The organism is Flavobacterium johnsoniae, assembly GCF_001879205.1.
GTDB lineage: Bacteria > Bacteroidota > Bacteroidia > Flavobacteriales > Flavobacteriaceae > Flavobacterium > Flavobacterium johnsoniae_A.
Genome location: NZ_MLFK01000007.1, coordinates 707490 through 732499, shown reverse-complemented (window position 1 = coordinate 732499; position 25010 = coordinate 707490). Strand labels below are relative to the sequence as shown.

20 protein-coding genes and 1 pseudogene are annotated in these 25010 nt (G+C 36.3%); 1 reads left to right on the top strand and 20 read right to left on the bottom strand.

What is annotated here, in order from left to right; all coding sequences use genetic code 11:
• Position 1: 1 nt before the first annotated feature.
• The 5 genes and pseudogenes from BKM63_RS14680 to corA all read right to left on the bottom strand — a co-directional run bounded on the left by BKM63_RS14680 (position 2) and on the right by corA (position 10588).
• Positions 2 to 3010 carry a SusC/RagA family TonB-linked outer membrane protein gene (locus tag BKM63_RS14680; protein WP_071637299.1) on the bottom strand — a complete coding sequence of 1003 codons (3009 nt, stop codon included), beginning with the start codon at positions 3008 to 3010 and terminating at the stop codon, positions 2 to 4.
• Positions 3011 to 3254: 244 nt separating this feature from the next.
• A complete protein-coding gene (locus tag BKM63_RS14675) occupies positions 3255 to 5999 on the bottom strand; it encodes a helix-turn-helix and ligand-binding sensor domain-containing protein (protein ID WP_071637298.1) in 2745 nt (914 codons plus the stop codon).
• 100 nt (positions 6000 to 6099) lie between these two features.
• Positions 6100 to 7284 carry an acetate/propionate family kinase gene (locus BKM63_RS14670; RefSeq protein WP_071637297.1) on the bottom strand — a complete coding sequence of 395 codons (1185 nt, stop codon included), beginning with the start codon at positions 7282 to 7284 and terminating at the stop codon, positions 6100 to 6102.
• An 80-nt stretch (positions 7285 to 7364) separates the two neighbouring features.
• A pseudogene (pta, locus tag BKM63_RS14665) lies at positions 7365 to 9457 on the bottom strand (phosphate acetyltransferase).
• Between the two features lie 60 nt (positions 9458 to 9517).
• The gene (gene corA, locus BKM63_RS14660; RefSeq protein ID WP_071637296.1) at positions 9518 to 10588 is read right to left on the bottom strand and encodes a magnesium/cobalt transporter CorA; all 1071 of its coding nucleotides are present in this window, start codon (positions 10586 to 10588) and stop codon (positions 9518 to 9520) included.
• A gap of 892 nt (positions 10589 to 11480) precedes the next feature.
• Here corA and BKM63_RS14655 point away from each other — a divergent pair.
• Positions 11481 to 12788, top strand: coding sequence for a site-specific integrase (locus tag BKM63_RS14655; RefSeq protein WP_071637295.1), 1308 nt, complete (start codon positions 11481 to 11483; stop codon positions 12786 to 12788).
• Positions 12789 to 12837: 49 nt separating this feature from the next.
• Here the strand turns inward: BKM63_RS14655 and BKM63_RS14650 are convergent, their stop codons facing one another.
• The 15 genes from BKM63_RS14650 to BKM63_RS14575 form a co-directional block, all read right to left on the bottom strand.
• On the bottom strand, positions 12838 to 13113 hold the full coding sequence (locus tag BKM63_RS14650) for a hypothetical protein (protein ID WP_123907079.1): 276 nt from the start codon (positions 13111 to 13113) through the stop codon (positions 12838 to 12840).
• Positions 13114 to 13132: 19 nt separating this feature from the next.
• A complete protein-coding gene (locus tag BKM63_RS14645) occupies positions 13133 to 13411 on the bottom strand; it encodes a DNA-binding protein (protein WP_071637293.1) in 279 nt (92 codons plus the stop codon).
• A gap of 343 nt (positions 13412 to 13754) precedes the next feature.
• A complete protein-coding gene (locus BKM63_RS14635) occupies positions 13755 to 14909 on the bottom strand; it encodes a hypothetical protein (protein ID WP_083572236.1) in 1155 nt (384 codons plus the stop codon).
• A 15-nt stretch (positions 14910 to 14924) separates the two neighbouring features.
• Positions 14925 to 15788 (bottom strand): conjugative transposon protein TraN, encoded by an 864-nt coding sequence (gene traN, locus BKM63_RS14630; protein WP_071637291.1) that lies wholly within the window; start codon positions 15786 to 15788, stop codon positions 14925 to 14927.
• Between the two features lie 11 nt (positions 15789 to 15799).
• Positions 15800 to 17089, bottom strand: coding sequence for a conjugative transposon protein TraM (traM, locus tag BKM63_RS14625; RefSeq protein WP_071637290.1), 1290 nt, complete (start codon positions 17087 to 17089; stop codon positions 15800 to 15802).
• 4 nt (positions 17090 to 17093) lie between these two features.
• Positions 17094 to 17345 (bottom strand): hypothetical protein, encoded by a 252-nt coding sequence (locus tag BKM63_RS14620; RefSeq protein ID WP_123907078.1) that lies wholly within the window; start codon positions 17343 to 17345, stop codon positions 17094 to 17096.
• A gap of 5 nt (positions 17346 to 17350) precedes the next feature.
• Positions 17351 to 17971, bottom strand: a complete 621-nt coding sequence (gene traK / locus BKM63_RS14615; RefSeq protein ID WP_071637288.1) for a conjugative transposon protein TraK — start codon at positions 17969 to 17971, stop codon at positions 17351 to 17353.
• A gap of 12 nt (positions 17972 to 17983) precedes the next feature.
• Entirely contained in the window at positions 17984 to 19150 is a 1167-nt protein-coding gene (traJ, locus tag BKM63_RS14610) for a conjugative transposon protein TraJ (protein ID WP_431733024.1), read from the bottom strand.
• A gap of 48 nt (positions 19151 to 19198) precedes the next feature.
• Positions 19199 to 19834 carry a hypothetical protein gene (locus BKM63_RS14605; protein ID WP_071637286.1) on the bottom strand — a complete coding sequence of 212 codons (636 nt, stop codon included), beginning with the start codon at positions 19832 to 19834 and terminating at the stop codon, positions 19199 to 19201.
• Positions 19835 to 19845: 11 nt separating this feature from the next.
• The gene (locus BKM63_RS14600) at positions 19846 to 20460 is read right to left on the bottom strand and encodes a hypothetical protein (RefSeq protein WP_071637285.1); all 615 of its coding nucleotides are present in this window, start codon (positions 20458 to 20460) and stop codon (positions 19846 to 19848) included.
• Positions 20461 to 20473: 13 nt separating this feature from the next.
• A complete protein-coding gene (locus BKM63_RS14595; RefSeq protein WP_071637284.1) occupies positions 20474 to 21157 on the bottom strand; it encodes a conjugal transfer protein TraI in 684 nt (227 codons plus the stop codon).
• Positions 21158 to 21166: 9 nt separating this feature from the next.
• A complete protein-coding gene (locus BKM63_RS14590) occupies positions 21167 to 23638 on the bottom strand; it encodes a TraG family conjugative transposon ATPase (RefSeq protein WP_071637283.1) in 2472 nt (823 codons plus the stop codon).
• A 33-nt stretch (positions 23639 to 23671) separates the two neighbouring features.
• The gene (locus tag BKM63_RS14585; protein WP_071637282.1) at positions 23672 to 23986 is read right to left on the bottom strand and encodes a DUF4133 domain-containing protein; all 315 of its coding nucleotides are present in this window, start codon (positions 23984 to 23986) and stop codon (positions 23672 to 23674) included.
• 12 nt (positions 23987 to 23998) lie between these two features.
• Positions 23999 to 24334: a DUF4134 domain-containing protein gene (locus BKM63_RS14580; protein ID WP_071637382.1), complete on the bottom strand. Its 336-nt coding sequence runs from the start codon at positions 24332 to 24334 to the stop codon at positions 23999 to 24001.
• 124 nt (positions 24335 to 24458) lie between these two features.
• A complete protein-coding gene (locus tag BKM63_RS14575) occupies positions 24459 to 24920 on the bottom strand; it encodes a hypothetical protein (RefSeq protein ID WP_071637281.1) in 462 nt (153 codons plus the stop codon).
• Positions 24921 to 25010 lie beyond the last annotated feature (90 nt).

The following is a 25010-nucleotide window of genomic DNA, read 5'->3' as shown; positions in this document are numbered from 1 at the left end:
ATTAAAATTTTAAATTAGCACCAATTACAAATGATCTCAATGATGGGTAAGCATCTAACTCAACCCCTTGAGTACCTTCAACTAACTTACCATCAGACACAACATCTGGTGAAAATCCAGAGAATTTTTGTGTAATAAATGGATTAATTGCGTTTACATAAATTCGGCAATAGCTAATAAATTTATCTTCTTTAAGTGGAAGTTTATATCCTAAAGTAATGTTATTGATTCTAAAGAAGTCTGCAGACTCCAAGTAGTAAGTTGAAGCAAACGGAGTCACATTAGATGGTGCTGGATTAGAAGCTGTCGGATTTGTAAGCGTCCAAAAATTATTAGCCATAGAAGCTTCTACATTTTCACCACCAAATCGTTGTGCTTTTTTTCCATTATACACTTTTGCTCCTCCTGTTCCGTAACCATCCACAGAAAAATCAATGTTTTTATAATTCAATCCTAGAGTAACTCCATAATTAGAAGTTGGTAAAAGTGAACCTACATATTTTTTATCTTTAAGTTCGTCTAATCCTGTCTGAGGAACTTTATTTCCGTTAGCTGTATAATACAACATTTGACCATTAGAAGGATCTACACCTGCGTACTCATACATAAAGAAACTACCTAATGGCTGTCCTACTGAGGTATTGTCAAGAATTTTGGTGTTTTGACCATTTCCTAAACTTCCTCCAATAATTGGATTTAACTGTACATCTTTAAGACTGGTAAGCTCATTTTTATTGTGAGAAAAATTTCCTCCTACCCAATAGCTTAAATTCTCATTTATTTTATCATCCCAACGTAAAGAAATTTCATAACCTTTGTTAGATACTTCTCCAATATGTGCTGGTGTAGCTACTGTAATTCCCGATGTTGAATATGGCTTAACATTCAAAATTGTATTTGTTGTATTTTTATCATACACATCAAATGAACCTTTTAATCTGCTATTCAATACTTCAAAATCAAAACCTCCTGAAAGTTCTTCAACAATTTCCCAAGATAAATTTGGGTCTACCTGAGAGTTAATTGTAGTACCAGAACCTAAACCTGAATAATCTAATCCGGAAGTTAATAACTGAGTATTAAGAGGTACATTTTGATTTCCTAATCTACCCCAAGAACCTCTAATTTTTAATAAATTAATTGGTTCTACATTACTTAAAAAGCTTTCTTTTGAAACTACCCATCCTAAACCAACTGACGGGAATGTTCCCCAACGTTTGTCTTCAGCAAATTGTGATGATCCATCACGTCTTACAGTACCTGTAAGCAAGTATCTGTCTAACAATTTGTATTGAAAACGTGCAAAATAAGATGCAAGTCTTCTTTGGTTAATAGCCTCATCTTTAAGACCTGTAACAGTACCTGCAACATTAACATCTTTTAAAGACCAATAATTTGAGTTTGCATTTACATTCTTTCTGTCAATCGTCAACTTTTCTCTTGTTCCTTGTACGTTTGCCTCAATACCCGCTGTAACTTCAACGTCATGAATTTCTGCAAAAACTTTATTATATGTTAAATAATTAGACAAGTTCCAATTAAAATATTGGTCTCTATTTCTTGTCAAAGTATTTATATTCAAATCTTTTGGGTAGTCTGCTATTACACGAGTTGGATCTGCCGCTGACCAAAGAGCTATATTATCTACATAATTATACTGTTTGTAAGTATAAAATTCTCCATTGAATTGTGAAGTAAATTTTAAAGATTTTATAATGTCATAATCTAACTTTAATCCACCTTGCAGCATAACAGTTTGCTGTTTCTCATTAGTATAGTCTAATTGAGCTACAGGATTTCCAACATTATTAAATGAAGCGCCAGTTTCTCCTACTACACCATTTGATATAAATGGAACACCATATTTTCCATCAGCATAACGTACAGGAACCAGTGGAGATTGTCTGTAAGCATTTGTAAATGCACTTAAAGGCATTGGAGTATTTTTTATAGTACTCACACTTAAATTCTGGCTTATTTTAACTTTTTCAGAAAGTTTAAACTCATTATTATTTCTGATAGTAGTACGTCCATAATCAGATCCGTTTAAAATTCCTTTTTCTTCATAATTTCCAACACTAAAAAAGTATTTTACATTTTCTGAAGATCCCGAGATTGCGATATTGTTTTGAGTGTAAGATCCCGTTCTTGTAATCTCATCAAGCCAATTAGTATTATAAGGCTGATTTGCAGAGAATCTCCCTTGTGGAAAATCATTAGCAAAAGCTGCATTACTATAACGAACATATTCGTCAGCATTTGCCATTTTTACAGTTTTTAGAGGAGTTCTAAATCCAGCAAAACTTTCAACATCTACAGTAAGCTTACCTTTACCTGCTTTGGTTGTAATCATAATTACACCATTTGCACCTCTTGTTCCATAAATAGCTAGTGAAGAAGCATCTTTCAAAATCTCATAAGATGTGATATCATTAGTATTAATGTTGTTGATATTATCAGTAGGCATACCATCTACAACATACAAAGGATTTCTTCCTCCTAATGCTGTACCAGCTCCTCTAATTACAACAGAAGGAGTACTTCCAGGCGCATCTGAAGTAGATACCTGAACCCCTGCAGCTTTTCCTTGGATAGCCTGAGAAGCATTCATAACCTTCATCTTGGTAATTTCTTCAGACTTGATTGAACTCACAGCCGAAGTATTATCAATTTTCTTTCTTGTACCGTATCCAATTACAACAACTTCTTTTAAAGCAGTGTCACCTGATTCTTTTAAAGTAATTGTCATTGGTGCGGCAGTTGCCGGTACAGAAACTGCATCAAAACCTAACATAGAGACTTTTAATATGTCTCCAGGTTTTGCATTGATTGTAAAGTTTCCGTCGAAATCTGCATCAGCAGTTGCTCTAGCATCAGATGAAGCAATGATTGCTCCGGGAATTCCCATTCCGCTGCTGTCTACTACTTTTCCTTTAATTGCTTGTGCCTGCCCAGACATATAAGCTGGCAGTAATAAGAGCACAAATAAGCTAAAAATAAAATTTTTCATACAGTTTGTAATCGTTTAAGTTAGTAGAGCCAAATTAAGCAATTACAACGTTGTAGTACATCATATACCACTACAGCATAGCTACATCATTATGTTAAAATTTGTACGAAAAAAGCTGATTATCAACCTTATAAATGTTAATTTTATTTTCTTAACATACCTTTATGATGTAGTAATGATGTATTGCAATTATGTAAAAATTGATACGGAAAAATATAAATTCTGTAAAAAATAAAATCAAATCTTACAGAGTTAATAAAAACTTAGACAGGTTTTCCTCCTGAGTTAGATTTAACTTCTTTCTAAGGCGGTATCTATGCAATTCTACACCTCTAAATGAGATGTTCATCATAGGAGCAATTTCTTTAGAAGACAGGTTCATTTTAAGATAGACACATAACTTTATATCCTTAGGAGTTAAATGAGGATACTTTTTGGAAAGATTAATGATAAACTCATTATGTATTTGATTTAAATTGGTTTCAAAAATTTCCCATTCGTGTTTATTCACTTCGTTTATCTTGATCGCTTTTTTAATTTCACTTTTTAGTTTGTTGAAATCCTTTTCTGAATTTAAAATATTCTGGATATTTTCGATCATTTCACTCTGCTTTGCAATCGACAAAGATTTTCCAGCAACTTCCGATGATTTGGTTTGTAGTTCCAATTCTAAAATATGCTTTTCGTATTCCTGAACATTTAATTCGTTCTCTGCTTTTAATTCCATCTCCAAAATTTCACGCTGATGTTTTAATTCTTCAGCCTGCAATTTTAGTTTTTGTGTATAACGAAGTTTATTCCATTTATAATAGAAAAATAAAACAGCTCCAATTATTAAAAGATAAAGCAAAATCATCCAAAATGAAAAATACCACGGCTGTGCTACTCTAAAATCAAAACTAGAAACTTTGTCGTAGTTAGCTCCATCATGTTTAAAAATCACTACAGAATGTGAGCCACTGCTAAGATTGTTTAATACAATTGCACCATTTGAGATGGGGATATAATTTTTGCCGGTGTTTATCTGATAAAATAAATTGGGTTTGCTCGCACCATAAATTCCAGATATTACATTTATTCTGAGTTCTGTATTATGTTTTATCTTTCCGTCATCAGGCAATAATTCATTATTATTATAAGCCTCAACTTTAACTCCTTTGTTTTGCTTATTTTGGTATTCTAACTGAAGTGAAATAAAACCATCATCCAGATTAAGCAAATAATGATTCTGACTTTTAAAAATTCTTAAGTTTTCATTGATCAATTTTCCCTTATAATATTTTTCCTGAATAATATTCCAGACAAATTTATTGTTGTGCGAATATATATGATACAAAATTCCATCTTGAAGTACCATAAAATGATCCTGATCAATCGCAACTACATCTGAAATATTTTTAAAATTTGTATTGAACAATTCATTTTCTTCAAGTTTACTTGAAATCGAATTGAAAGTATACCATACGTTATTAATCAGGAAAAGTATTTCATCCCTAAATTCAAAAATTTTAACACCAAAATCATTTGTAATTTTACTTTGCTGTGTAATATTCTCGACTTTTTTTGTTTTATAGTTGTCATCAAATAAAACTCTGTAAAGTCCACGATAATTATCCGCTGCCCAAATTTCATTTTTCTTATTTTGGGCTACATATTTTATAGGTTTTGAAAGATCATTAATAATTTTATTCTCCTGAAGTTTAGCCGCATCATTATAAACCAAAACTCCGCTATAAGTAGATTGAAAATATGTATCATTAATCATACTTTTAGAAAAATTCCATCCTCCGCTTACATTATTAATTTTGGTTAGGCCGCCATTTTCATAGCAAAAAGTTCCATCATTGTGACCAATGACATATTTATCACCAATTTTAGTGATATTCCAGCCTTGTCCCTGGGTATTGGGAAGCATTTTAAAATTACCTGAATCAAACTCAAAAATTCCATGGTTTGAGGCTATTAAGTAACCCTTATTAATTGTGGCAACCGAATAAACAGATCCTAAAATTCCTGAATTATCATAAAAAAACGATATGGGTGAATTGACCTCAACATGCGCAATACCATTATCGAGACCAAGCCATAAATCTTCTTCTTTATCAAAACCGATACTTAAAACAGAATTGTTCATCAATACATTATTTCGATCGATATTCTTAAAAGTATTTGTTTTAAAATCATAAATAAAAACGCCTTTATTCCCCGTTCCAACAACAAGTTTATTGTTTTTAATAAACTTGGCAACGTTTATTCCGTTTGACTTTAATGCTTCATTTAAAGGATGATCCCAAGCTTTTAATCCATTACTTTCAACGGTAAAAACTCCTCTTTTCTGCGTAAAAATATAAGTTTTACCCTGATACTTCTCGACAGCATGAACAACGGTATTTTTTAAAACCTCCCAGCCTTTCGGGCTTGAAATTTTTGATCCCTCCATCTTAAAAAGACCTTTATTAACAGATGCTGCATAAACGGCATTATCTATTACAAAACAGTATGATATTAAAAAAGGGAATTTGATTTTTTGAATGTGTTTTCCGTTATAAATAAAAACATCATTAAAAGACTGAAAATATAAAGAATCTTTAAACCTGAAAATTTTCCAGATTTCCTCATTGTCTTTTTCATCAAACAGCCGAAGATTTTTGGTAATCGAAACATAATGCATTTTACCATTTTTTCGGTACCAGTATCCAAATTCCTTATAAGAACCGGAATAAATTCGATCTCCTTCAATTAAAATCGAGCGAATAATGGTTTTATTTGGCAGGGAGTACTTTTCCCAAATTACACCGTCATATCGCAGCAAATAATGATTATTAGCAAAATACATGGCTTTATCATTGCCCTGAGCTACATTCCAGATTTGATTATCGCCTTGATAATCTGATTTATTATAATTTTCAACAAAGGGAAGTAATTCTTGTGCTTGAATTTGAAAAGCAATGAAAAAGAAGAAAACGGATTTTAAAAGGATCGATTTCAAGATATTCGGATTTATATTCAAAGATACTGACACATATTGATTTTTAAACGTAAAAAAAAGCCTCTCAAATGAGAAGCTTTTTGATTACTCTATTTATTTTTTAGTTTTCAAGTAACTGATAAACCTGATTTGCAATTTCATATTCTTCATCTGTTGGCACAACCAGAACTTTAGTTTTTGACTCTTTGCTGTTGATTTCTCTTATATCCTTTGAGCGGATTTGGTTTTTCTCTTTGTCAATTTCAATTCCAAAATAATCCATATCTGTACAAATCAATTCGCGCATATAAGAGGAATTTTCACCAATTCCGGCAGTAAATATAATAGCATCTAAACCGTTTAGAGCAGCTGTATAAGCGCCAATTGTTTTTCTAATTCTGTAAGAGTTCATTAATAAAGCCAACTGGCAATCTTTGTTTCCTTCTGATGCTTTAGATTCTATATCACGAAGATCGCTGTAACCTGTTAAACCAAGCATGCCACTTTGTTTTAGCAAAATAGAATTTACTTCATCTGGTGTATAACCCAAGTTTTTAACCAGATAAAAAATAACTGACTGATCGATATCACCAGCTCGGGTTCCCATAATCAAACCATTTGCCGGAGAGAATCCCATCGTAGTATCAATGCTTTTTCCATCTTTAACAGCCGTCATACTACAGCCATTTCCTAAATGGATCGTAATTATTTTTGAGTTTTTTTCTAAATAACTAATCGCTTTTTCTGAAACGTATTTATGACTGGTTCCATGAAAGCCATAAACACGTACTTTATGCTCTGTTAAAAGAAAATTTGGAATAGCATATTTGTAAGCTTCAACAGGAATAGTTTGATGGAAAGCAGTATCAAAAACAGCTACTTGTTTTGCAGATGCAAATATTTCTTCGGCAACATTTATTCCAACCAAATGGGCAGGATTATGCAAAGGTGCTAACTCCGAAAGTTCTTTTATTTTTTCTTTGACATCTTCGGTAATAATTGTTGTATTTGAAAAATAACTTCCGCCGTGAACTACTCTATGCCCAACTGCTGCAATTTCTGATGTTGTTTTTATAACTCCGGTTTCAGGATCCAAAAGCATATCAGCTACTTTTTGTAATCCTACTTTATGTGTTGGAATTGGAAGTATTTCTTCAAAAGAATTTAAAGCCGTTTTAAAGCTGATATTAGAAGTTTCTAAACCAATTCTGTCTATCATTCCACTGCAAATTACTTCGTTTGCAGGCATAACCATTAATTGATATTTTATTGAAGAACTTCCTGAGTTTATAATAAGTATTTTCATTTTTTTTAAGTTGCTAAGACACCAATTTCTAAATCTTTTTAGAAGTTTATTTTTAATTTTTAATTCTGGATTTTAATTTATTACATTCCCTGCGCCTGAATCGCTGTAATTACTACTGTATTAATAATATCGTCTACAGTACAGCCTCGGCTTAAATCATTTACAGGCTTGTTCAGTCCTTGCAGCATTGGTCCAATTGCCAAAGCTCCAGTTTCTCTTTGTACGGCTTTGTAAGTATTATTTCCGGTATTTAAATCAGGAAAAATAAGGACACTCGCCTGTCCTGCAACTTCTGAGTCCGGCATTTTGCTTCTTCCTACGCTTAAGTCGACAGCTGCATCATACTGAATTGGGCCTTCAATCTTTAAATCAGGTCTTTTTGCTTTAACAATTGCAGTTGCGGCTCTCACTTTATCTACTTCATCTCCTTTTCCTGAAGATCCTGACGAATAAGAAAGCATGGCAATTTTGGGTTCAATTCCGAAAGCGGCACTTGATTCTGCCGATGAAATCGCAATTTCTGCCAATTGCTCTGCTGTTGGATTTGGATTGATGGCACAATCTCCAAAAACAGAAACCCTGTCTTCTAAACACATAAAAAATACTGAGGAAACTACGGACGAATTTGGTTTTGTTTTAATAAACTGTAATGCCGGCAAAATAGTATGCTGTGTAGTATGAGCTGCTCCAGAAACCATTCCGTCTGCGTGACCTTTGTACACCATCATAGTTCCAAAATACGAAACATCTTCCATTAAATCTCTTGCCATAGTAATACTCACATTTTTAGCTTTCCTAAGCTCATAATAAGTATTAGCATAATCTTCGTAAAATTCAGATTCTATTGGATTGATAATGTTAACTTTTGAGAAATCAAGTGTAATACCAAGTTCTGTTACTTTATTTTCAATCTGTTTTTTATCTCCAATAATTGAAATATCAACAACATCCATATCTAATAATCTTGATGCTGCAATAATGATTCTATCATCGTTTCCTTCTGGAAGCACAATATGTTTACGGTGCTGTTTAGCTCTTTTAACCATATTATATTGAAACATTTTTGGCGTCATGCCTTCTGCTTCAAAAGTGATTAATCTTTCAGATAACGCATCATTATCAACGTATTTCTCAAAGGTACTTATTGAGGTTTCTATTTTATGTGTATTATTAGCGTAAATCTCAGATTTTATCTTACCAATTTTATTGGTAATATGATAAGTTCCACCGTCAACAGCAATAATTGGAACAATTGCCGAAAGTCCTTCTATAAGTTTTAAAATACTCTCTTCGGGAACAATATTTCCCGTTAGAATAATTCCTGATATCGTAGGATAATTTGCTGATTCATTTGCCTGTAAAGCTCCTAAAATGATATCTGATCTATCTCCTGGCGTAATAACAAGTGCATTATCATGTAAATGAACCAGATAATTATGTAGCTGCATAGCTCCCACACTAAAATGGCCGATTTCATTATTCAGATAATTACCTCCAAACAATACTTTTGATCGAGTTCGTTTACAATTTCCTGCATTGTTTGATTATTTAAACTTGATATCAGCGGAATTGTATTTACCAAAACATTTGGCGGCAGGCTTTTTTGCAGGCTCTTAGTAACTAGTTCAATGTTTTCAGGCTGTACTTTATTAGCAAAAACCGACAAAACCTCAACATCTTTAACTTTAAAAGAGTCATAAACCAAATACAAACTATCAACTAATTCTTCTAAGGTTTTTCCAACTCCTGATCCCATTATGATGGTTGGAATTCCAAGATTTTTAGCTATTAAAACATTCAAATCTAATTCGATAGAAGTTCCTTCTCCTGTAAAACTTGTTCCTTCAACCAAAACAAAATCAAAACGTTCTTCCAGTTTTTTGTATTTCTCAATAATTAAATCTAAAACCTCTCCTATTTTACCTTTGTTTTTCTTTTTAATCAGCTTGCTTTTTGTGATGGCATACGCATCTTCAAACTTAATATCGAGGTTAAAATAAGATAAAACTGTTTCAATATGATTATCCAATTCTCCATCGACAAAATCTTCTACAATAGGTCTGAAATAACCAACTTTAGCTGTTTTACCAATCAGGATACTCATTAAGCCGAGTGTAATAATTGATTTTCCGCTATTTTGATCGCTTGTTGCTATATATATTGCTTTACTCATAATTTATATTTTGAAACTAAACATCTGTATTTTTAAATTGTAAATTTTAATAGTTAAATGCTAAAACCAGCGTCTTTTTTTGAAATAGATGATTAAACCCACAACAAGCAAAAACATCACCCCCAGAACGACAAAATATCCATTTTCTGTTTTAAGTTCCGGCATGTTTTCAAAATTCATTCCGTAAACCCCAACGATAAAGGTTAATGGAATAAAAACAGCCGAGATTATAGTAAGGGTTTTCATAATTTCATTCATTTTTCGGCTCTGCTCCGAAAAATAGAAATTAGAAGCGCTTTCTAAAGCACTCATATCTGATTCTATTTGTTCTAAAAGCTCTAAACTTTTTTGATGCAACCTGATAAAGAAATTGAAAGTTTCTCTCTGAATGAGCCTGTTTTCATCATCATCCTTAATTGTTTTAAGATAGTACAACGAATCACGAAGCGGTATAATGGAACGTTTTAGAAAATTAAAGTTATCACGATGATTTTCAATTTTTTCTAAAATCACAGGATCTGCACCTTTTTTGGTTAAATTGATTAATTCTTCAATCTTATCCTCTTCATCCTCAATTGTAATATAGAAGTTTTCCATTACTGCATCTAAAAGTAAATACAGAAGATAGTCTACTTTTTTAGTTCTAACAATTCCGGCATGTGTGCGAAGGCGTTCGCGTATATGGGTAAAGAAATCACTTCGTTTTTCCTGAAAAGAAATCAATATTCCATCTTTCAAAATAAAACTGATTTGTTCAACACTTATATTATCTGAATATTCAGAAGGTAAAAGCGATTTTATATTGAAGAATAATACGTCTTGCTGTTCTTCTAATTTGGTTCTTTTAGTCGTGTTTAAAATATCGGCAAGCAGAAAATCATCCAGCTTAAAATGTGCTCCGATTGTTTTAATAAGGTTGATATCATTTAAGCCATGAATATTCAGCCAATTATTTTTAGTATAATCAAAGCAGGAATTAAGGGCCAGAACCGTAAACTTATCATATTCGATTACATCAGCATCATCATACACAAAAAGCTGCATTTCGGTTTCATGTTCCTTGTGCGACCCGGTGTATTCTAATGTAATATGCTGAAGTTTACGTCCTTTCTTGTATTTGATCTTTCTCATTCAAAAAAAATTTCCAATAGTAATATTACGAAAAAGAATCCGAACAGGAAATGACATTTATCATTTTGCCCATAAAGATTAACAAATTATATTATTTTTTTAATTGTAATACTTTTATTACTTTAAATTAAATAATCTCCATAAAAAAAACCGAGTCATTTCTGACTCGGTTCCTATTTTAATACTTTGTACTAATTACTTAGTACTAAAGAATTATTTTACCTCTTCAAAAATAACATTCCAAGTATATCAATACTTCACAGCGTAGTGGTACAAATATGGTACAAACCTATTATTTTATTTTACAAAACAACATATTTCCATTCTGAAAGGTAATTATTTTAAACTTCATTATAGCAGGAATAGTTTCTTAATAAAACTAAGTTTTTTAATAAGAAAGAAATTCTCCCTGATCATTAAAAAGGAAACTGGAACTCCCATTTTTTTTATCTCTTCTTAAATCTTACCGTTATATTCATTATGCTCTATCAGCGCCGAAAATATTGATGAAATAAAAAGAATGCATCATTCCAAGCAAAGCCATAATAATATTTTTAATATGTTAAATTGATCCTCGTAGGTTTCAATACTGCTCTCCCCACGGAAAGGCCGAAAAGCCGGAAAACTTAGAGTTTTCAATATTTTCAAAAAGCCTTAAAAAATGTCTTAAAGCCAGTAAATCCGATGATTTACTGGCTTTTTTACTTTATTGCCTGTTTTCAATATTTATAAATGCCCACAAAATTAAAGGTGCAGAATCGGTGCACTTTCCAGTGCGCAGAAAAGTGCACCAGAAACAGCAAAAATCCCTTACTTTATAGGGGTTAACGAGGTTAACGACTTGATTTGAAAGTGATATTATTCTACATTTATTAACTTAAAAAGTAGGATTATGTTAGAAAGCAGTTTTGGTTTGGGATTCTTTTTAAAAAGACCCAGAATAGAAAGCAGGGAATGGATCGTATATTTCAGAATAACAGTTGACGGCATCCGCAGGGAAAGTTCAACTAAGAGAAGATGGGATAATACGCGATGGGATCAAAGGTTCGAAAGAGCGGTCGGCTCAAAGGAAGATGCAAAGTCGCTGAACTTCTTTTTGGATTCGCTGACTTTAAAAATCAATGAAATCAAAACCGAAATGATGTACAGCGGCAAAACCATAACCGCTGAGAAAATTATGGACGAGATTTTGGGAAGGACTGCCCCAAAGATTAAGGTTCTTGAAGAATTCCAGAAACATAATGATGAAATGGAGGCGCTTCTTGGAAAAGGCTATGCGAAAGGCACTCTTGACCGGTTTACCATTACCAAAAACCATTTGACTGCATTTATAAAGTTCAAGCTTAAAAAGGATGATGTTGAATTTGCGGATTTGAACCTTGAGTTTGTAAAGGACTTTGAGTTTTACCTTAGAACTGTACGCGACTGCAGCAACAACACCACCCTCAAGTATATTGCAAATTTCAAAAAGATTGTAATCCGCGCCATCGATAGGGAAATAATTTCCAAGGATCCATTCAGGAATTTTAAGGGACGTAAAACAAAACTGGTGAAAAAACCGCTCACCGCACAGGAATTGCACGAACTTGAGAGCCATTATTTCACAACTGACAGGCTAAATGTCGTAAGGGACGTATTTGTCTTCCAATGCTACACGGGACTTGCATACATAGACGCTTATCAATTAAAGAAAACGGATATCAAAGAAGGCATTGATGGAAATCTATGGATTATGTCCGAAAGGCAGAAAACAAACTCATCATTTAATGTCCCTCTTCTTCCCCACGCACTGAAAATAGTTGAAAAATATAAAGAGCATCCCCTATGCAAGCAGCGTGGAACCGTGCTTCCTGTTTCATCCAACCAGAAAATGAATGAGTACCTGAAAGAAATTGCCGTATTGTGCGGTTTTCCTTTTACGCTCAATACTCATATGGCCCGCCGGACTTTCGGAAGCACGGTAACACTCAACAATAATGTTCCTATTAACGTAGTTAAAGAACTGCTCGGCCATGCTTCAGTAAAACAGACTGAAGCTTATGCCATAACAGAGCAGGCAACAATTGGCCGTGAAATGTCTATTCTCAATAAAAAATTAAATAAGACCGCTTCAAAGATTTCAAAACCCGATTTAGCGGTTCTCGGAAGACTTGAAAAAGAAATCCAGGCAATCAAAAAGAAATACAATATAACTTCATGATATTTAATTTCATAAATTAATTAAAATCAAAGAGGCTATCTCAGTAATTTTAAGATAGCCTCTTTTTATATAGTTTAACTTCGCTTTTATAACCTGGATGATAAGATGGAGTATACTTAATGTATCCTAAATCCTGAAGCTGTTTGAAATACTTATGATAAGTGGGCAGCGTACTCACATGTGACAGCTCCATAATTTTACTGCGGCTGACTTTAATCCTTCTTCTCTGCCCCTGCCTATATCCTAATCCTAGTATTGCAATTAAAATCGACAAATGCCAGACATTCAGCCGTGGGTCTTCAATGTACAAGGAGATGTACGCCATAATCTTCCTTTCTTTCAATCTATTGTTTTGCTTCATCATCAAATAGTTTTTGAAGATCTTCTTTATTGTAGTAGTACGAGCCAAACACTTTTTTGAAACGGACTTTTTGGCTTATTCTAAGATTCTGTACTGAGCCTGCTGAAATATCAAGCAATTTTCTCACAGACTTGCTTCTAATCCACTCTGGTTCCAAATTTTCTTTCCCTCCAGAATCCTTATCTTTAAATACAGCCTGTATTTTATCAAGCAGAAGAACACCAAACTCTTTTAAGTCTTCCTTGGTCACAAATTCATTCATCCCTTAATTATATAAAAGTTATTAATTGCAGAAAACTTTAGAGGTCCGCATCAGCTGAAAACAAAAAATATATTTCACTCCCTCGTGTTTTCTTAAAAGAGGGCTTATACTTTAAGTATCCATATTGGTGAAGCTCTTGGACACATTTATGATATGTATTTGCAGAGGAAACTTTGGCAATAACAATGATCTCCGAGCTGAATACAAAAATTGGATTAATAAAGCCCTTAACGGATCTGAACTGCAGTAAAGCCGCATAAATGGCAATATGCATTGGACTGATCCGATAATCATTCTTTATTGCGGTGAAAAAATCCGATAAAGGCTTTAAAGTATCCATAATTTAAAGTGAAGGAGATTTTCTTTTCTTTACTTTATTATCCTTCTTCCCTGAATCCCCTTCATCTGAATCTGAACTCTGTTTGTGATCTTTAGAAACGGATTCCTTTTGAGATTCAACCTTCTTCTCTTCCTTGCTCTCTCGATGGTTGATTCGCTGGAAGTTTGCATCATAGACATTGACCGTCTTAAACTGCGGATTAGCCTCCACATACATTTTGCTTTCAGCACCGCCGACAACAAAAGTCGCCGACTGAAGATTTCCCTTCTTAAGCGAATTCAAAAGGTCTTCTTTATACTGCGGAGTATTGAGTTCTTTTATTGAATGTTTTGCCAGACTTGCTTCCAGATCATACCCGTAGTTCTGATGGTATTGATTGAGTTTAAAATTTCCCTGCGAATCTGATTCTTTGAAGTTTATTTTCAACCAGCAATTATAACTCTCGCCTTCTTTATTCTTAAGATCTTTATTGACAGATCTGCCTTCCATTAAATTATAGGCCTCTTTCATTGTAATGCTGGCGCTGTCTTTGTTGATGTAAAAGGTCTGTTCCATGCCAGGTTTGTTTTCTTCTTTCTGAAGATTGACGTGATAGGAATTAAAAAAGTACATATCAGTCTGCTCGGACTTCTTGAAGTTTAATTCTACAGTTAAGGTGTCCTTATTTGGGACACCATTGTTCATAATGCCGGTGTGCATGATTTTAAAATCCTTATCTCCTTTCATTATGTTCTCTCGCAGTTCGGCATCGAACGTTTCTCCAAACCCAGTATATTTCAACTGGTCTTTCAGGTATTCTAAATTTTTCTCATTCATTTTGTTTGCATTTAAATTATTTTCTAAAAATTCTTTCCCGTCTCGTTCCCTTTTGGAAAATCCGGTAACTTTTATTGTTTCATTTTTGGAATTATCTAACTCACTCTTTAAAACTGCTTTTAAGTCAGATATGATTTCTTCAATCGGCACATGCTGAGCATATTCAGCATCATTAGCCTTCGCCAGACAATAATCCTTTGCATCCAAAGGGTACCTGAAAAACTTTATTTTATTGATTTCAGTTATCTTATCTGCATTAAAAGCCACATAATAATAGCCATAGAAAACCATTTCTTCAATGTATGACAACATCATTTCAGTGTCAGCGCGATTGATAATCATAATCTATTTTAAAAATTAAAAAGTGTCAATATTGAATTCTGTAATTGGAAATACCTTCTCAGTCAGATTACTATTTATATCTACTTCCAAATGTCTTCCGCCGTTTTTTTCAATCATCTGAAGTGTCAGATACTGATTCTCAGGAATAGTAAATTTCTCCAGCGCATAGACTTTAATTATTTCAGATTTATACGGAATTACAGAGGAAGATGAAGTTGCGTATAAAGGCTGAAGTTCTATTTCCTGCGATGCGGTGCGTTTTGACTTCTTCTGGTCTCTGATAAAAAAACGGAGCTGGTCAATATCGTAGTTAATCTTTGATTTGTTTTCAAAAACAACACGCAGATACAAAACATCCTGATGTATAAAGATGCCGTTTACTTCCAGTCTGATCTGATACTTGGATTTTTTTAATCCGCTGGTCTTTTTCTTTTTAGATAACGCGAGTAAAGCGCACTTTTCAATTATTTTCTGATTTTCGTTTTCGAAAGAAAACAGTACATCCCTGCTTGCTGGCGCTGCATTTTCAGCATTAATATTTAGATCAGGGCACTCATCATTATAGTTCAACACAAACACGTATAATCGGCCGTCAGAAGTGACGGCTGTGAGATTGGTTTGTATAAAATACTGCTTTGCCGCTTTGACAAGCACTATATTCTCAACGCCTTTTGCTTTCTGCACCAGCACATCTGCGCTCCCTTTGTCAATGCTTTTGATTGGATAAGGGAAAACGATGCTTGTGGTTTTGGAAAAGCCTATCTGCAGGTTCGAATATTGGTCTTCGTAAAAGATATTTCCTTTTCCGTTTAATTGAGGATAAACTGAAATGCAGATCAGCATCCAGCTCATCAAAAACAAATAATCCGCTCGTTTCATTTTTCGCTGTTTTAAGGTTTTATATTCTTTTGTTTTTCATCATACAGCAGTACTTTATAGCCTGCTTTCACAACCACTTTTATAAGTTTTACCTTTTTGCTCATAAGACTTTTGGCTGCCTCGATTCCCATTCCTGCTGCCTGTGCACCCCATGAATCCGAAATCCCGCTAAGACCAAGACTCTGAATGGAACGGTCTGCAGATGCTTTGGCAACATCCCTGTTAATCGCTCCGGGAATATAGATGCCGTCAATGCCGTCAATGTCATAGACGGCCAGATCCACGGGAAATATCGAATTATTGTACTGGATGTTTGTGATCTTTACATCAAGCCTCTCTCCTTTTAAAGCCGCCATCCCATACAGAAAAGTATTTCTGGGTATATTAGTTCCTTGCAGGAAGATATCATTCGTAAGCCTTAATTTAACCACCGATCCGTTAACAATAGTCTGCGTCTGATGCACAACTGCTTCAATAGCGTTTTGTATTTCTTCTGCAGGCTGCGAGTCGTCCAGAGGATAAAATTCATTTGTTTTTAAATACGTCTGCATATCGGCATTCCGCTGAAGGGAGCTTATGTGATTCTCTATAGCTTTTTTCTGCACGGAATATATTTTTCCCTTTTTACTGTCAGATGTCTGCTTTAGTCTTTCCTGCACGCGCTGCGGATGCTGTATATCCAAAATATTTTCAAGCATACCGCCTAACTGCTGAAGTTCAGGATCAGCTTCCTGCGGTGCGCTCATCGCTGACATAAGCCCTTCCAGCTTTCTGATTTCTTCTGATTCGCCCCCAGAAGTGCCGTAATTCTCAAATTCCCTCATATCCTGACCGTAACTCTGGACAGCAGGCTGGCTGATTACTTTTTCAAGAGCCTTAAGCTTCTCATAAACCTTTTGTTCATTGCGGTCCTGAAAAGACTTGGAATTAAAAGCCGATCTGTTTTTTGGAAGCATACGGGATTCAAAATCGTCTGTGGCAAAAGAATCTGTTTTATCCTCCGCGGCTTTGTTATCAAAATAGTTGGGATCTTTTTTGATCTGCTCCCGCAGCTTTATCGAATCAACCGCAGCCTGATCATAATAGCTCATCTTATCCAGTGCTGAATCCTCTTTAAATTTGGGCAGGGGCAGGTTAAAATTAAATCCCTTCTTTTCACTATTCGCTGCTGTTTTAGCTTCCACTCTTCCTCCTCCTAACGAATAGAATAAGAATGTCAGAAATGGAAATGTTATAAGAGGCAGCATTAAAAGCATCTTTCTTTTCTTAGTTTCCTTCGGAGATACTATATTCTCTTGCATAATTTTAGTTTTTTAAGTTGATTGTCTTAATTTTTGAAGCTGCTCCAGCACCGGCTTCTTTATAAAATGTCCTGTACAGATTATAGATTAGATAACCCGATGCCAAGACCGTAAAGAACAGAAGACCCAAGATCAGTTTTGTTTTAGAGAGCCCGGCTGTGGCTCTCTGCATTTTTTCTGCCCATCTTTTCTGCACCAGCAGATAATACCTGTGGTACACAAAGGGTTCAGTCCGTCTTTTAAATAAGGATTTCATAAATTTCATTTTCTGGTTTCAGCGGAGATATCCTTATTTTCAATGGTATTGAAGCGCTCGATAAGAAAACCGTGCGGATTGTTATCGCTTCTTGATACATTGCGGAGCGAACCTTCGGTCAGAAGGCTCCTTTTCATAATGCTGGTAGTCCGTATAATGCTCTGCCGCGCATAACATCTAAAGCGGTAGGGATACTCGCGGATATCAATACTCACGCTGTCAATCTGAATGGTCTGGCTGATATTCCCCGAAATGATGCCGGAATAAAAATTATTCTCTTTCAGATCATCGTAAATGCGTTTGGCGCTGTCATCTGCCAGATAAAGGGCTTTTGTAATATTGGTTTTAATGACCTTATCATCAGGGTCCAGGCTGAAGAAAAACTTGTGAAAAGTCTTTATATGGTCCCTGGCTTCCACAGCAATATTATCCTTTCTTTCCGAGGCATATGCTTCCAGCGCTTTTCCGTTTGCCAGAATATATACTTTATCCTGCATAAGGCTTACCGTATGGAAACTTTTGTAGACTGCATAGCAGCTTATTATGATGCAGCCGGCAATTACAAGCATTGTGAAGCCTCTCACATATCTGAAAGCGGTATCTATGTTTTTCATTTTCGTAAACATGGGACGTTGGTTTTAAGTCTGTTTAGAATTTCCTTTAAGCCTGTCATTCATATAATTTCCTTTATCTTGGAAATAGGGACTGCTTCCCGCTGTCGCAGCCATGCTGCTGGTCATTCTCCGATCAGCATCTCCCATTGCATCAGCGGCCATCCCAACTGCATTTGTAGAAGTCCTCACAACAGAACTGGCCATATTGCCAAACATACTTGTCACTTTATGGCCCAATGCTCCTCCTCCGCCTGCATGAACTATATAGTTTGCCACAGAAGGCACCGTAAAATAGCCTATGATTCCAATTATCATAAAGATTAAATAGGACATATCGGTTCTGCTGAAAAAAGTGTCTCCTGTTGCCTGCACCTGTGACAGGTCCAGCTTAAGCATAAGCTCCTGGATTTTACCGATTATGCTTCCGAAAATATTGGCAACGGGAAGCCACAGGTAAATATTGATATATCGGGCAAGCCAGACAGTGAGCGTGTGCTGGAAACCGTCAAATACCGCAATCCCAAATACCAGCGGTCCCAAAATGGAAAGCACCACCAGCTGAAATGTCCGAAGCGTGTCAATGCATAAGGCCGCGGCTTCGAACAAAACCCGCAGCACCTCGCTTAGCCATTCCTTAACCGAATTCCGGAAACTGTAGGAAGCTTTTTCCATGGCAAATTTTACATCATTACCTATTCCTGCCAGCATGCTCTCATCGGATGGATCGGCACCGTCATGCGTATATTTATACCATCTGTCACGATCACCCGTCCCTCCAGCTCCCACATACATTTTCCATGGATCGGTTTCTTTAATTGCTTTTTCTTTCTCTTTAAGCAGAACAGCTACCGCATTGTTAGAGCCTGTTACCATAGCGGCTGTTGCCGTTACAGTTGGTTTCATAACCCCGTTGATAAGCGCCAGCACCGAAGGAAAAATCATGATGCAGAATCCTATCACAAAGGGACGGAAGAGCGGATAAAAATCAATCGGCTCGGCGCTTGCTATATGCCTCCACACGCGTGAAGAAATGTACCATATAGTTCCAAAGCCCGCTATTCCCTGCCCGACTGCGATAAGGTTGCCGCACAACGGCATCATTTCATCGTAAAGCTGGTCTAAGACCCCATGAAGACTATTCATCTCGTCTCCTAGTCCCTGCGCTGCTATACTCCAGGGAAGCAGTACCATGATAAGTATTACAAATACTGCATTTTCGTTTACTGGCCATTTCATAGTCTATTCTTTAAATTCCTGAAAGCTCTTTGAAACAAATACATCATTTTTCTCCTTTGATCTCTGAAGAGCCAGAATATTGGATGAGGCATTAAAGTTTCGTAAGAAAAGCAGCTTATCCTGCATCTGTCCATAGATTTCATCAATTGCCTTCAGCCTATCATCATCCGACATTCTGAGCTTATCGGCAGTTATGGCCATCGTAAGTTCATCAATATTGCGCAGGCTTTGATTTAGCAGGTTTCCGTAAACTTTTTCAAAATATTGTATTTCATCTCCACTGAAATTCCCGCTTTTTACATATCGGTTCATGCTGATTTGGCTTTCCCTCACAATTGAAATCTGATAATCCACTATCTCTCCTACCCTTTTGTAATTTCTCACCGCCGGGCTTACCTGCATCAGTGCGTCCAGAAAAGTTTTATGGAGGCTGAAATTTCCTTCGGTCATCTCTTTGACCGTTTTGTATCCTCCTGACAGCAGCTCATAACCCTTTTTCATGTCACTGAGGATTTTCTTGAACTGAGAAAGCTTCTCAATATTCAAAATCAGCTGCTGAATTTCTGCTGACTGCGCCTTTGATTTTTCCGGACTCAGAAACAGGCAGATTACAGCCATAAACAATACTATCTTTTTCATCATCATAAAGTTTATAATCCGTACAATTCACTTAATCCTTTAGAATCCTTCTTATCTGCAGTTTTTGAAACCGACAGAAGTCTGGCTTCGCTGCAGAAAGAGAGGCAGAAATTATAATCATCCTGCATAGTTTTGTGCAGCTGGTCAATTCTTTCGAGTCTCTGGTCATCTTTTAGTTCCAGTTCTGAATCCGTGGTTATTACCAGCAGCTGTTCAAGAGTCTGGCTGCAATTCTGCAGCAGCCTTCCAAAAGACCTCTCGATATAATCAAGCTCACTCCCATGAAACAAATCTGCCGTTTTAACGTCAGCTAAAGTCTTTCGGCAGAGGTTCATTATCTTAAACTGCAGCGATATGATCTCGGCTGTTTTATAATAATTCCTGATCTTTGGATTGATCTTTAATAAAGACGTAAAATAATCACCGTGCAGGTTCAGTTCTCCTTTTCTGGCATCACCGATGAAATTAAGTCCCTTTGATACTGCCGAATAACCTTTCTTTGCATAGTCTATATAAACCTGAAGCGCCGCGATCTGAAGGATCAGTTCCTTCCTCTGCTTTGCCTGCCCGTGCATGCTTTGATTAAAAACACAAAGCGTTATTAGTATTACAGCTGTCTTTTTCATTTTTCTTATTTAATTATGGAATTCCGTAAAATTGTTTCACCCTATTTACATCTGCTTCTGTTTTAGCCCTCTGCAGGCTCAGCAGTATGTTCTGCTGGTTAAACATCTTGAGGTCATCATAGTTTGAATCAATCTGATCGGCTGCGGTATTGATGATTTCAAGACGCTTGAGATCGCTCATCTGCGTGGCAAAAGAATCCAGAATCAAAAAAATCTGGTCGATATTCTTCACGCTTTCCTCCAGTATTCCATTGTAAACGCCCTCCATATATTGGATTTCGCTGTCTTTAAAATGGGTATCCTGCCTGAAAAGATTCCAGGCTCTTTCATATTCCTGAACAAGCTGCGTTTGCTTTTTGGTAATTTCCTTTATCCTATGGTAGTAGGTAATAATTGACTTTACTTTTGCCAGCTCTTCATAATAGTTTTTATATAGATCTTTCTGCTTCTGGGTCCAGTCCGATATTTCATCAAGTTTAAGTTTGGAGAGAACATTTTCCACCTGCTTCTGTGCATTCTGAAGCCAGATGGTCTTATTCTGCAGTCTTTGGATTCGAAGATCGATTGCTTTGATTACTTTTTTGGTTACTGCTTTTACAATCTCGAGTATCGGCAGTACCGTTACTTTTTCAGCAGGTCTTGCCGAAGTGCCGACAAGCAGCAAGCAGATCATAAAGACAATTAATTTCTTTTTCATTTTTCTTTTTCATTTAATTCCATTTCTCATATCCTGCGCCATTGCAGCTATTCCCTTCTTTATGTCCCCTCCAAACTTCTGCGCATAGGCATTCATCTTCACTTTTTCGCTTTCCTCGGTCGTGTACGCCAGATATTCCTCAAGAGAAACTTCCGTGCGATACACCTTGGAAAGCATCCCTCCTAAAGAGATAAAAACTTCCTTGTATTTTCGAGCTGGATCATTGGCTTTGTTTACTGATAAAACCAGCGCCTTTTCTTTATCGGTAAGTCCCAGCAGTTCCTGGATCTGATCAAATTTGTTCTGGTATTTGCTCTGGTCCAGCAGGATCTTGCAGTCGCTGTTGTTGATAATAGCCTGTTTTACAACAGGTGAAGAAATAATATCCTCAACTTCCTGCGTGACCACAATCGCTTCTCCAAAGAACTTCCGAACAGTCTTGAAAAGATATTTTATGTAATCTGCAAAACCCTCCTTCATCAGTGCTTTCCATGCTTCTTCAATGAGTATCATTTTTCGGATGCCTTTCAGTTTCCGCATCTTGTTAATAAACACTTCCATAATTATGATGGTCACAACAGGAAAAAGAATCGGATGGTCTTTTATGTTATCAAGTTCAAAGACAATAAAACGTTCTTTCAAAAGATCGAGATTTTCAGTCGCGTTCAGCAGATAATCAAATTCGCCACCCTGATAATAAGGTCTAAGTACATACAGGAAATTATTTACGTCAAAGTCCTTTTCTTTTACCTTGTCGCTTTCCAAAATAGAAATAAAATCACCTTTCAAAAATTCATAGAAGGTGTTAAAACAGGGAAATATTTCTCCATTCGAATCCAATTTTTCGTAATACAGTTGCAGGGCATTGGAGAGTGCTACATACTCGCTCCTGTTAAAGGTTTCATCGTCTTTCTTCCAGAGTGCCAGCAGCAGGGTTTTAATGCTTTCTTTTTTCTCCGTGTCCAGACTGTCTCCCTCAGAAATATAAAAAGGATTAAAACGGATCGGATTCTTTTCATCGTAAGTGAAATAATACCCCTTTACCATATCGCATAGTCCCTTGTAGCTGTGTCCGACATCCACCAGCACGATATGTGTCCCCTGCTCATAATAGCTTCTGACCATATGATTGGTGAAAAATGATTTCCCGCTTCCTGATGGGCCCAATATAAATTTGTTCCTGTTTGTACAGATACCCAACCTGACAGGCTCGTCGCTGATATCCACATGAACCGGTTTTCCTGTCAGCCTGTCTCCAAGCCTGATGCCGCAGGGACTCAGGGAAGATTTATATCCCGTTTCCATATTCAGAAAGCATACTGCCTGTTCTGTAAAGGTGTCAAAAGTGTCATTCATGGGAAAGTCAGCTGCATTTCCGGGTATTCCTGCCCAGTAGATCTGAGCAGCACCTACAGTCTCCTGTTTAGCTGCGGCATCCATCTGAGCCATCGCAGAAGATACCTTATTTTTAATCTCTTTCAGTTCTTCCTTGTCTGCGCTCCAGGTCAGGACATTAAAATGCGCTTTAACCGGAAGCCTCTGCTGTGATACTGCTTCGTTCAGGAAATCATTAGTGGCATCTCTGGCGATCATGTTCTCCCTGCTGTATGCCGAAAGAGACTGCAGTCTTAACCTCTTGCTTTCAAGCTTCTGGATGGCTTTCTGCGCATCTTCAATGAAAATATACTGATTGTAAATATGATTGCAGGACAATAGCTGGCCGAGGGTTGAAGCAAAGCCAACGCTGAATTTTGTCTTATCAGTCGAATAACGGTCGTAATTAATCCTGGATCCGCATAATCCAGGCAGATCAGCCGCATCACCCAGCGTAAAGAGCTGGCAGTATTTATCCCCTACTGCCAGTCCCTGATCAAATTGTATATCTTTAAAAATAAAGGATTCTTCCCGCTCAGATAAAAAACAGTATTTTTCTACCAGCCCAATTCTTCTGCTCTCGCTTCTAAGCGATTCATTTTTCAGACGCTCCAGCTTTATAAATCCGCTGTCTTCCATAATCCTTTTAAACTGGCCGCAGGCATCTGCAAAATCCTGCAGCAGCTGCGGTTTTAAAGTTTCCTCGGGTACTATGGAACTTCTAAGCAGATTAGAAAACAATGAGGTTGCATTTCTTCTTCCCGCCGGTTTCTTGGTCATCATGATGTAGCAGCAATGATCCAGAAAAGGTCTTTCGTTGAAGAAACGCTCGCTGCTTCTGGTCAGAAAACTGCTGTCTTCACTTTTAAAATCGGCCTTGTAGGCACTCTCTAAAAACCAGTCCTGTTTGTGAAAAACACTGAACTTCGGCAATACTTTTATAGCCTTTATCCACGACTGGTGGAACGCTTCATATTCCTGATCCGACATTGTAAATATTTCAGGCAGTTCAGCCTTAAATACAACAGTTACATCTCCCTGTTTTGACAATATGCAGTTATGCTCCACTGCCATAATGGGCAGCAGATCTTCCATCTTCTTCTCCATTCATTCTACATTTTTACCATTAACGTTTTATAACTATAACTTTGTAAAAACTTCTCTGCTATAGACTTTAATCCACTTAGGAATCTGTTTCCTAGCCAAAGCCTTCATCATTCCGTACTCGCCGTAAGTATTACTCATTCCGTATATTTTAAAAACAAGAAACGTTCCTGAAGCTCCAATAAAGGCAATGCATATCAAGGAAGGAATTCCAATTATATACATAACAGCAAACAAAATCATAAGGCCGACAACACCTCCGCCCAAATACCAGATGTACTGCGCTTTAAGCACCTTAAATTCTATACTCTGATTGATTCCTTTGTTAATCGAATAAACACTGTTACTCATTTTTAGTATCGTTTATACTCCGAAGAAGGACTTGATTACCGTAGCAACCACCACCAGAAACACACAGCTTCCAAACCAGGCAGCAGCGACTTTCCCAGTATCAGGATCTCCGGCATTCCATTTCTGGTATACTTTTACAGCACCTATCAGCCCGAGGATTGCTCCTACTGCGTACATTAGTTCAGTTCCCGCATCAAAGTAGCTTCTCACTTTCTGGTTGGCCTCATTGATTCCCGCCACACCATCCTGGCCATAAATAGCATTACTCAGTAAAATCATCAGCAGCGACGATCCCATAGCTCTTAATCGTCTAATAAGACTTTTTAATTTCCATCTGCATTTTTTCATCACACACATTTTTTAAAGTTATTAGTAAAAAGAAGAGGAATACCGCCGTTGCAGCTCTATTTTTCCTGTCACATAAAGCCATACCGCACCAGAGAGAACGGGGAATATTCCTCTTCTGAATTTTTTAAAATACCGATCCTTCCCATAGACTGTCTGCTTCGCTCAAACTTAAAAGAAGATTGGGATATTGTTGGGACTCAGAAACAATAAGCTGGTTAATGTTTTCCTTGAGAGAAGAAATTTTAACATAAGGATATTCTTCCAGAAGCATTCTTAAATAGTTTTCAAACTGCTGTTTTGATAAATTCTTTTCAGAACATTCTTTAGCGGCATCCTTAATCCGCTCGGAAAGTTTTTCTGCATCGCGCAGCGTATCGAAAGATTTTGGAAATGAATCGGATATTGATTTTATATCCTGTATATTTTTAGAAGTTTTTTTTTGAAATGGTATCTGCAGTTTCTTTTCACCTGATAAGATTTTCTTTAAATCGCCACTGTAAAATTTCAGTAAGATTATCAGATACCAGAAAATTATAGCAATACCAGCCGCGGTCAGATAACTGCCCCATGAAATATTTGTAATCATAGCTCCTCATTTTATCGTTCAACATTGTATCCTTTTCTATGAAAACCGCCCTCAGTTAAAAGCTGGCGGGATTTATTCTACAGGCCAAAG

What these genes read in the sequence shown, in the direction of transcription:
- BKM63_RS14680 (WP_071637299.1), bottom strand. Translation starts at nt 3,010, where the DNA reads ATGAAAAATTTTATTTTTAGCTTATTTGTGCTCTTATTACTGCCAGCT.
- BKM63_RS14670 (WP_071637297.1), bottom strand. Translation starts at nt 7,284, where the DNA reads ATGAAAATACTTATTATAAACTCAGGAAGTTCTTCAATAAAATATCAA.
- corA (WP_071637296.1), bottom strand. Translation starts at nt 10,588, where the DNA reads ATGAGAAAGATCAAATACAAGAAAGGACGTAAACTTCAGCATATTACA.
- BKM63_RS14655 (WP_071637295.1), top strand. Translation starts at nt 11,481, where the DNA reads ATGTTAGAAAGCAGTTTTGGTTTGGGATTCTTTTTAAAAAGACCCAGA.
- BKM63_RS14650 (WP_123907079.1), bottom strand. Translation starts at nt 13,113, where the DNA reads ATGGCGTACATCTCCTTGTACATTGAAGACCCACGGCTGAATGTCTGG.
- BKM63_RS14645 (WP_071637293.1), bottom strand. Translation starts at nt 13,411, where the DNA reads ATGAATGAATTTGTGACCAAGGAAGACTTAAAAGAGTTTGGTGTTCTT.
- BKM63_RS14635 (WP_083572236.1), bottom strand. Translation starts at nt 14,909, where the DNA reads ATGATTATCAATCGCGCTGACACTGAAATGATGTTGTCATACATTGAA.
- traN (WP_071637291.1), bottom strand. Translation starts at nt 15,788, where the DNA reads ATGAAACGAGCGGATTATTTGTTTTTGATGAGCTGGATGCTGATCTGC.
- traM (WP_071637290.1), bottom strand. Translation starts at nt 17,089, where the DNA reads ATGCAAGAGAATATAGTATCTCCGAAGGAAACTAAGAAAAGAAAGATG.
- BKM63_RS14620 (WP_123907078.1), bottom strand. Translation starts at nt 17,345, where the DNA reads ATGAAATCCTTATTTAAAAGACGGACTGAACCCTTTGTGTACCACAGG.
- traK (WP_071637288.1), bottom strand. Translation starts at nt 17,971, where the DNA reads ATGTTTACGAAAATGAAAAACATAGATACCGCTTTCAGATATGTGAGA.
- traJ (WP_431733024.1), bottom strand. Translation starts at nt 19,150, where the DNA reads ATGGTACTGCTTCCCTGGAGTATAGCAGCGCAGGGACTAGGAGACGAG.
- BKM63_RS14605 (WP_071637286.1), bottom strand. Translation starts at nt 19,834, where the DNA reads ATGAAAAAGATAGTATTGTTTATGGCTGTAATCTGCCTGTTTCTGAGT.
- BKM63_RS14600 (WP_071637285.1), bottom strand. Translation starts at nt 20,460, where the DNA reads ATGAAAAAGACAGCTGTAATACTAATAACGCTTTGTGTTTTTAATCAA.
- BKM63_RS14595 (WP_071637284.1), bottom strand. Translation starts at nt 21,157, where the DNA reads ATGAAAAAGAAATTAATTGTCTTTATGATCTGCTTGCTGCTTGTCGGC.
- BKM63_RS14590 (WP_071637283.1), bottom strand. Translation starts at nt 23,638, where the DNA reads ATGGAGAAGAAGATGGAAGATCTGCTGCCCATTATGGCAGTGGAGCAT.
- BKM63_RS14585 (WP_071637282.1), bottom strand. Translation starts at nt 23,986, where the DNA reads ATGAGTAACAGTGTTTATTCGATTAACAAAGGAATCAATCAGAGTATA.
- BKM63_RS14580 (WP_071637382.1), bottom strand. Translation starts at nt 24,334, where the DNA reads ATGAAAAAATGCAGATGGAAATTAAAAAGTCTTATTAGACGATTAAGA.
- BKM63_RS14575 (WP_071637281.1), bottom strand. Translation starts at nt 24,920, where the DNA reads ATGATTACAAATATTTCATGGGGCAGTTATCTGACCGCGGCTGGTATT.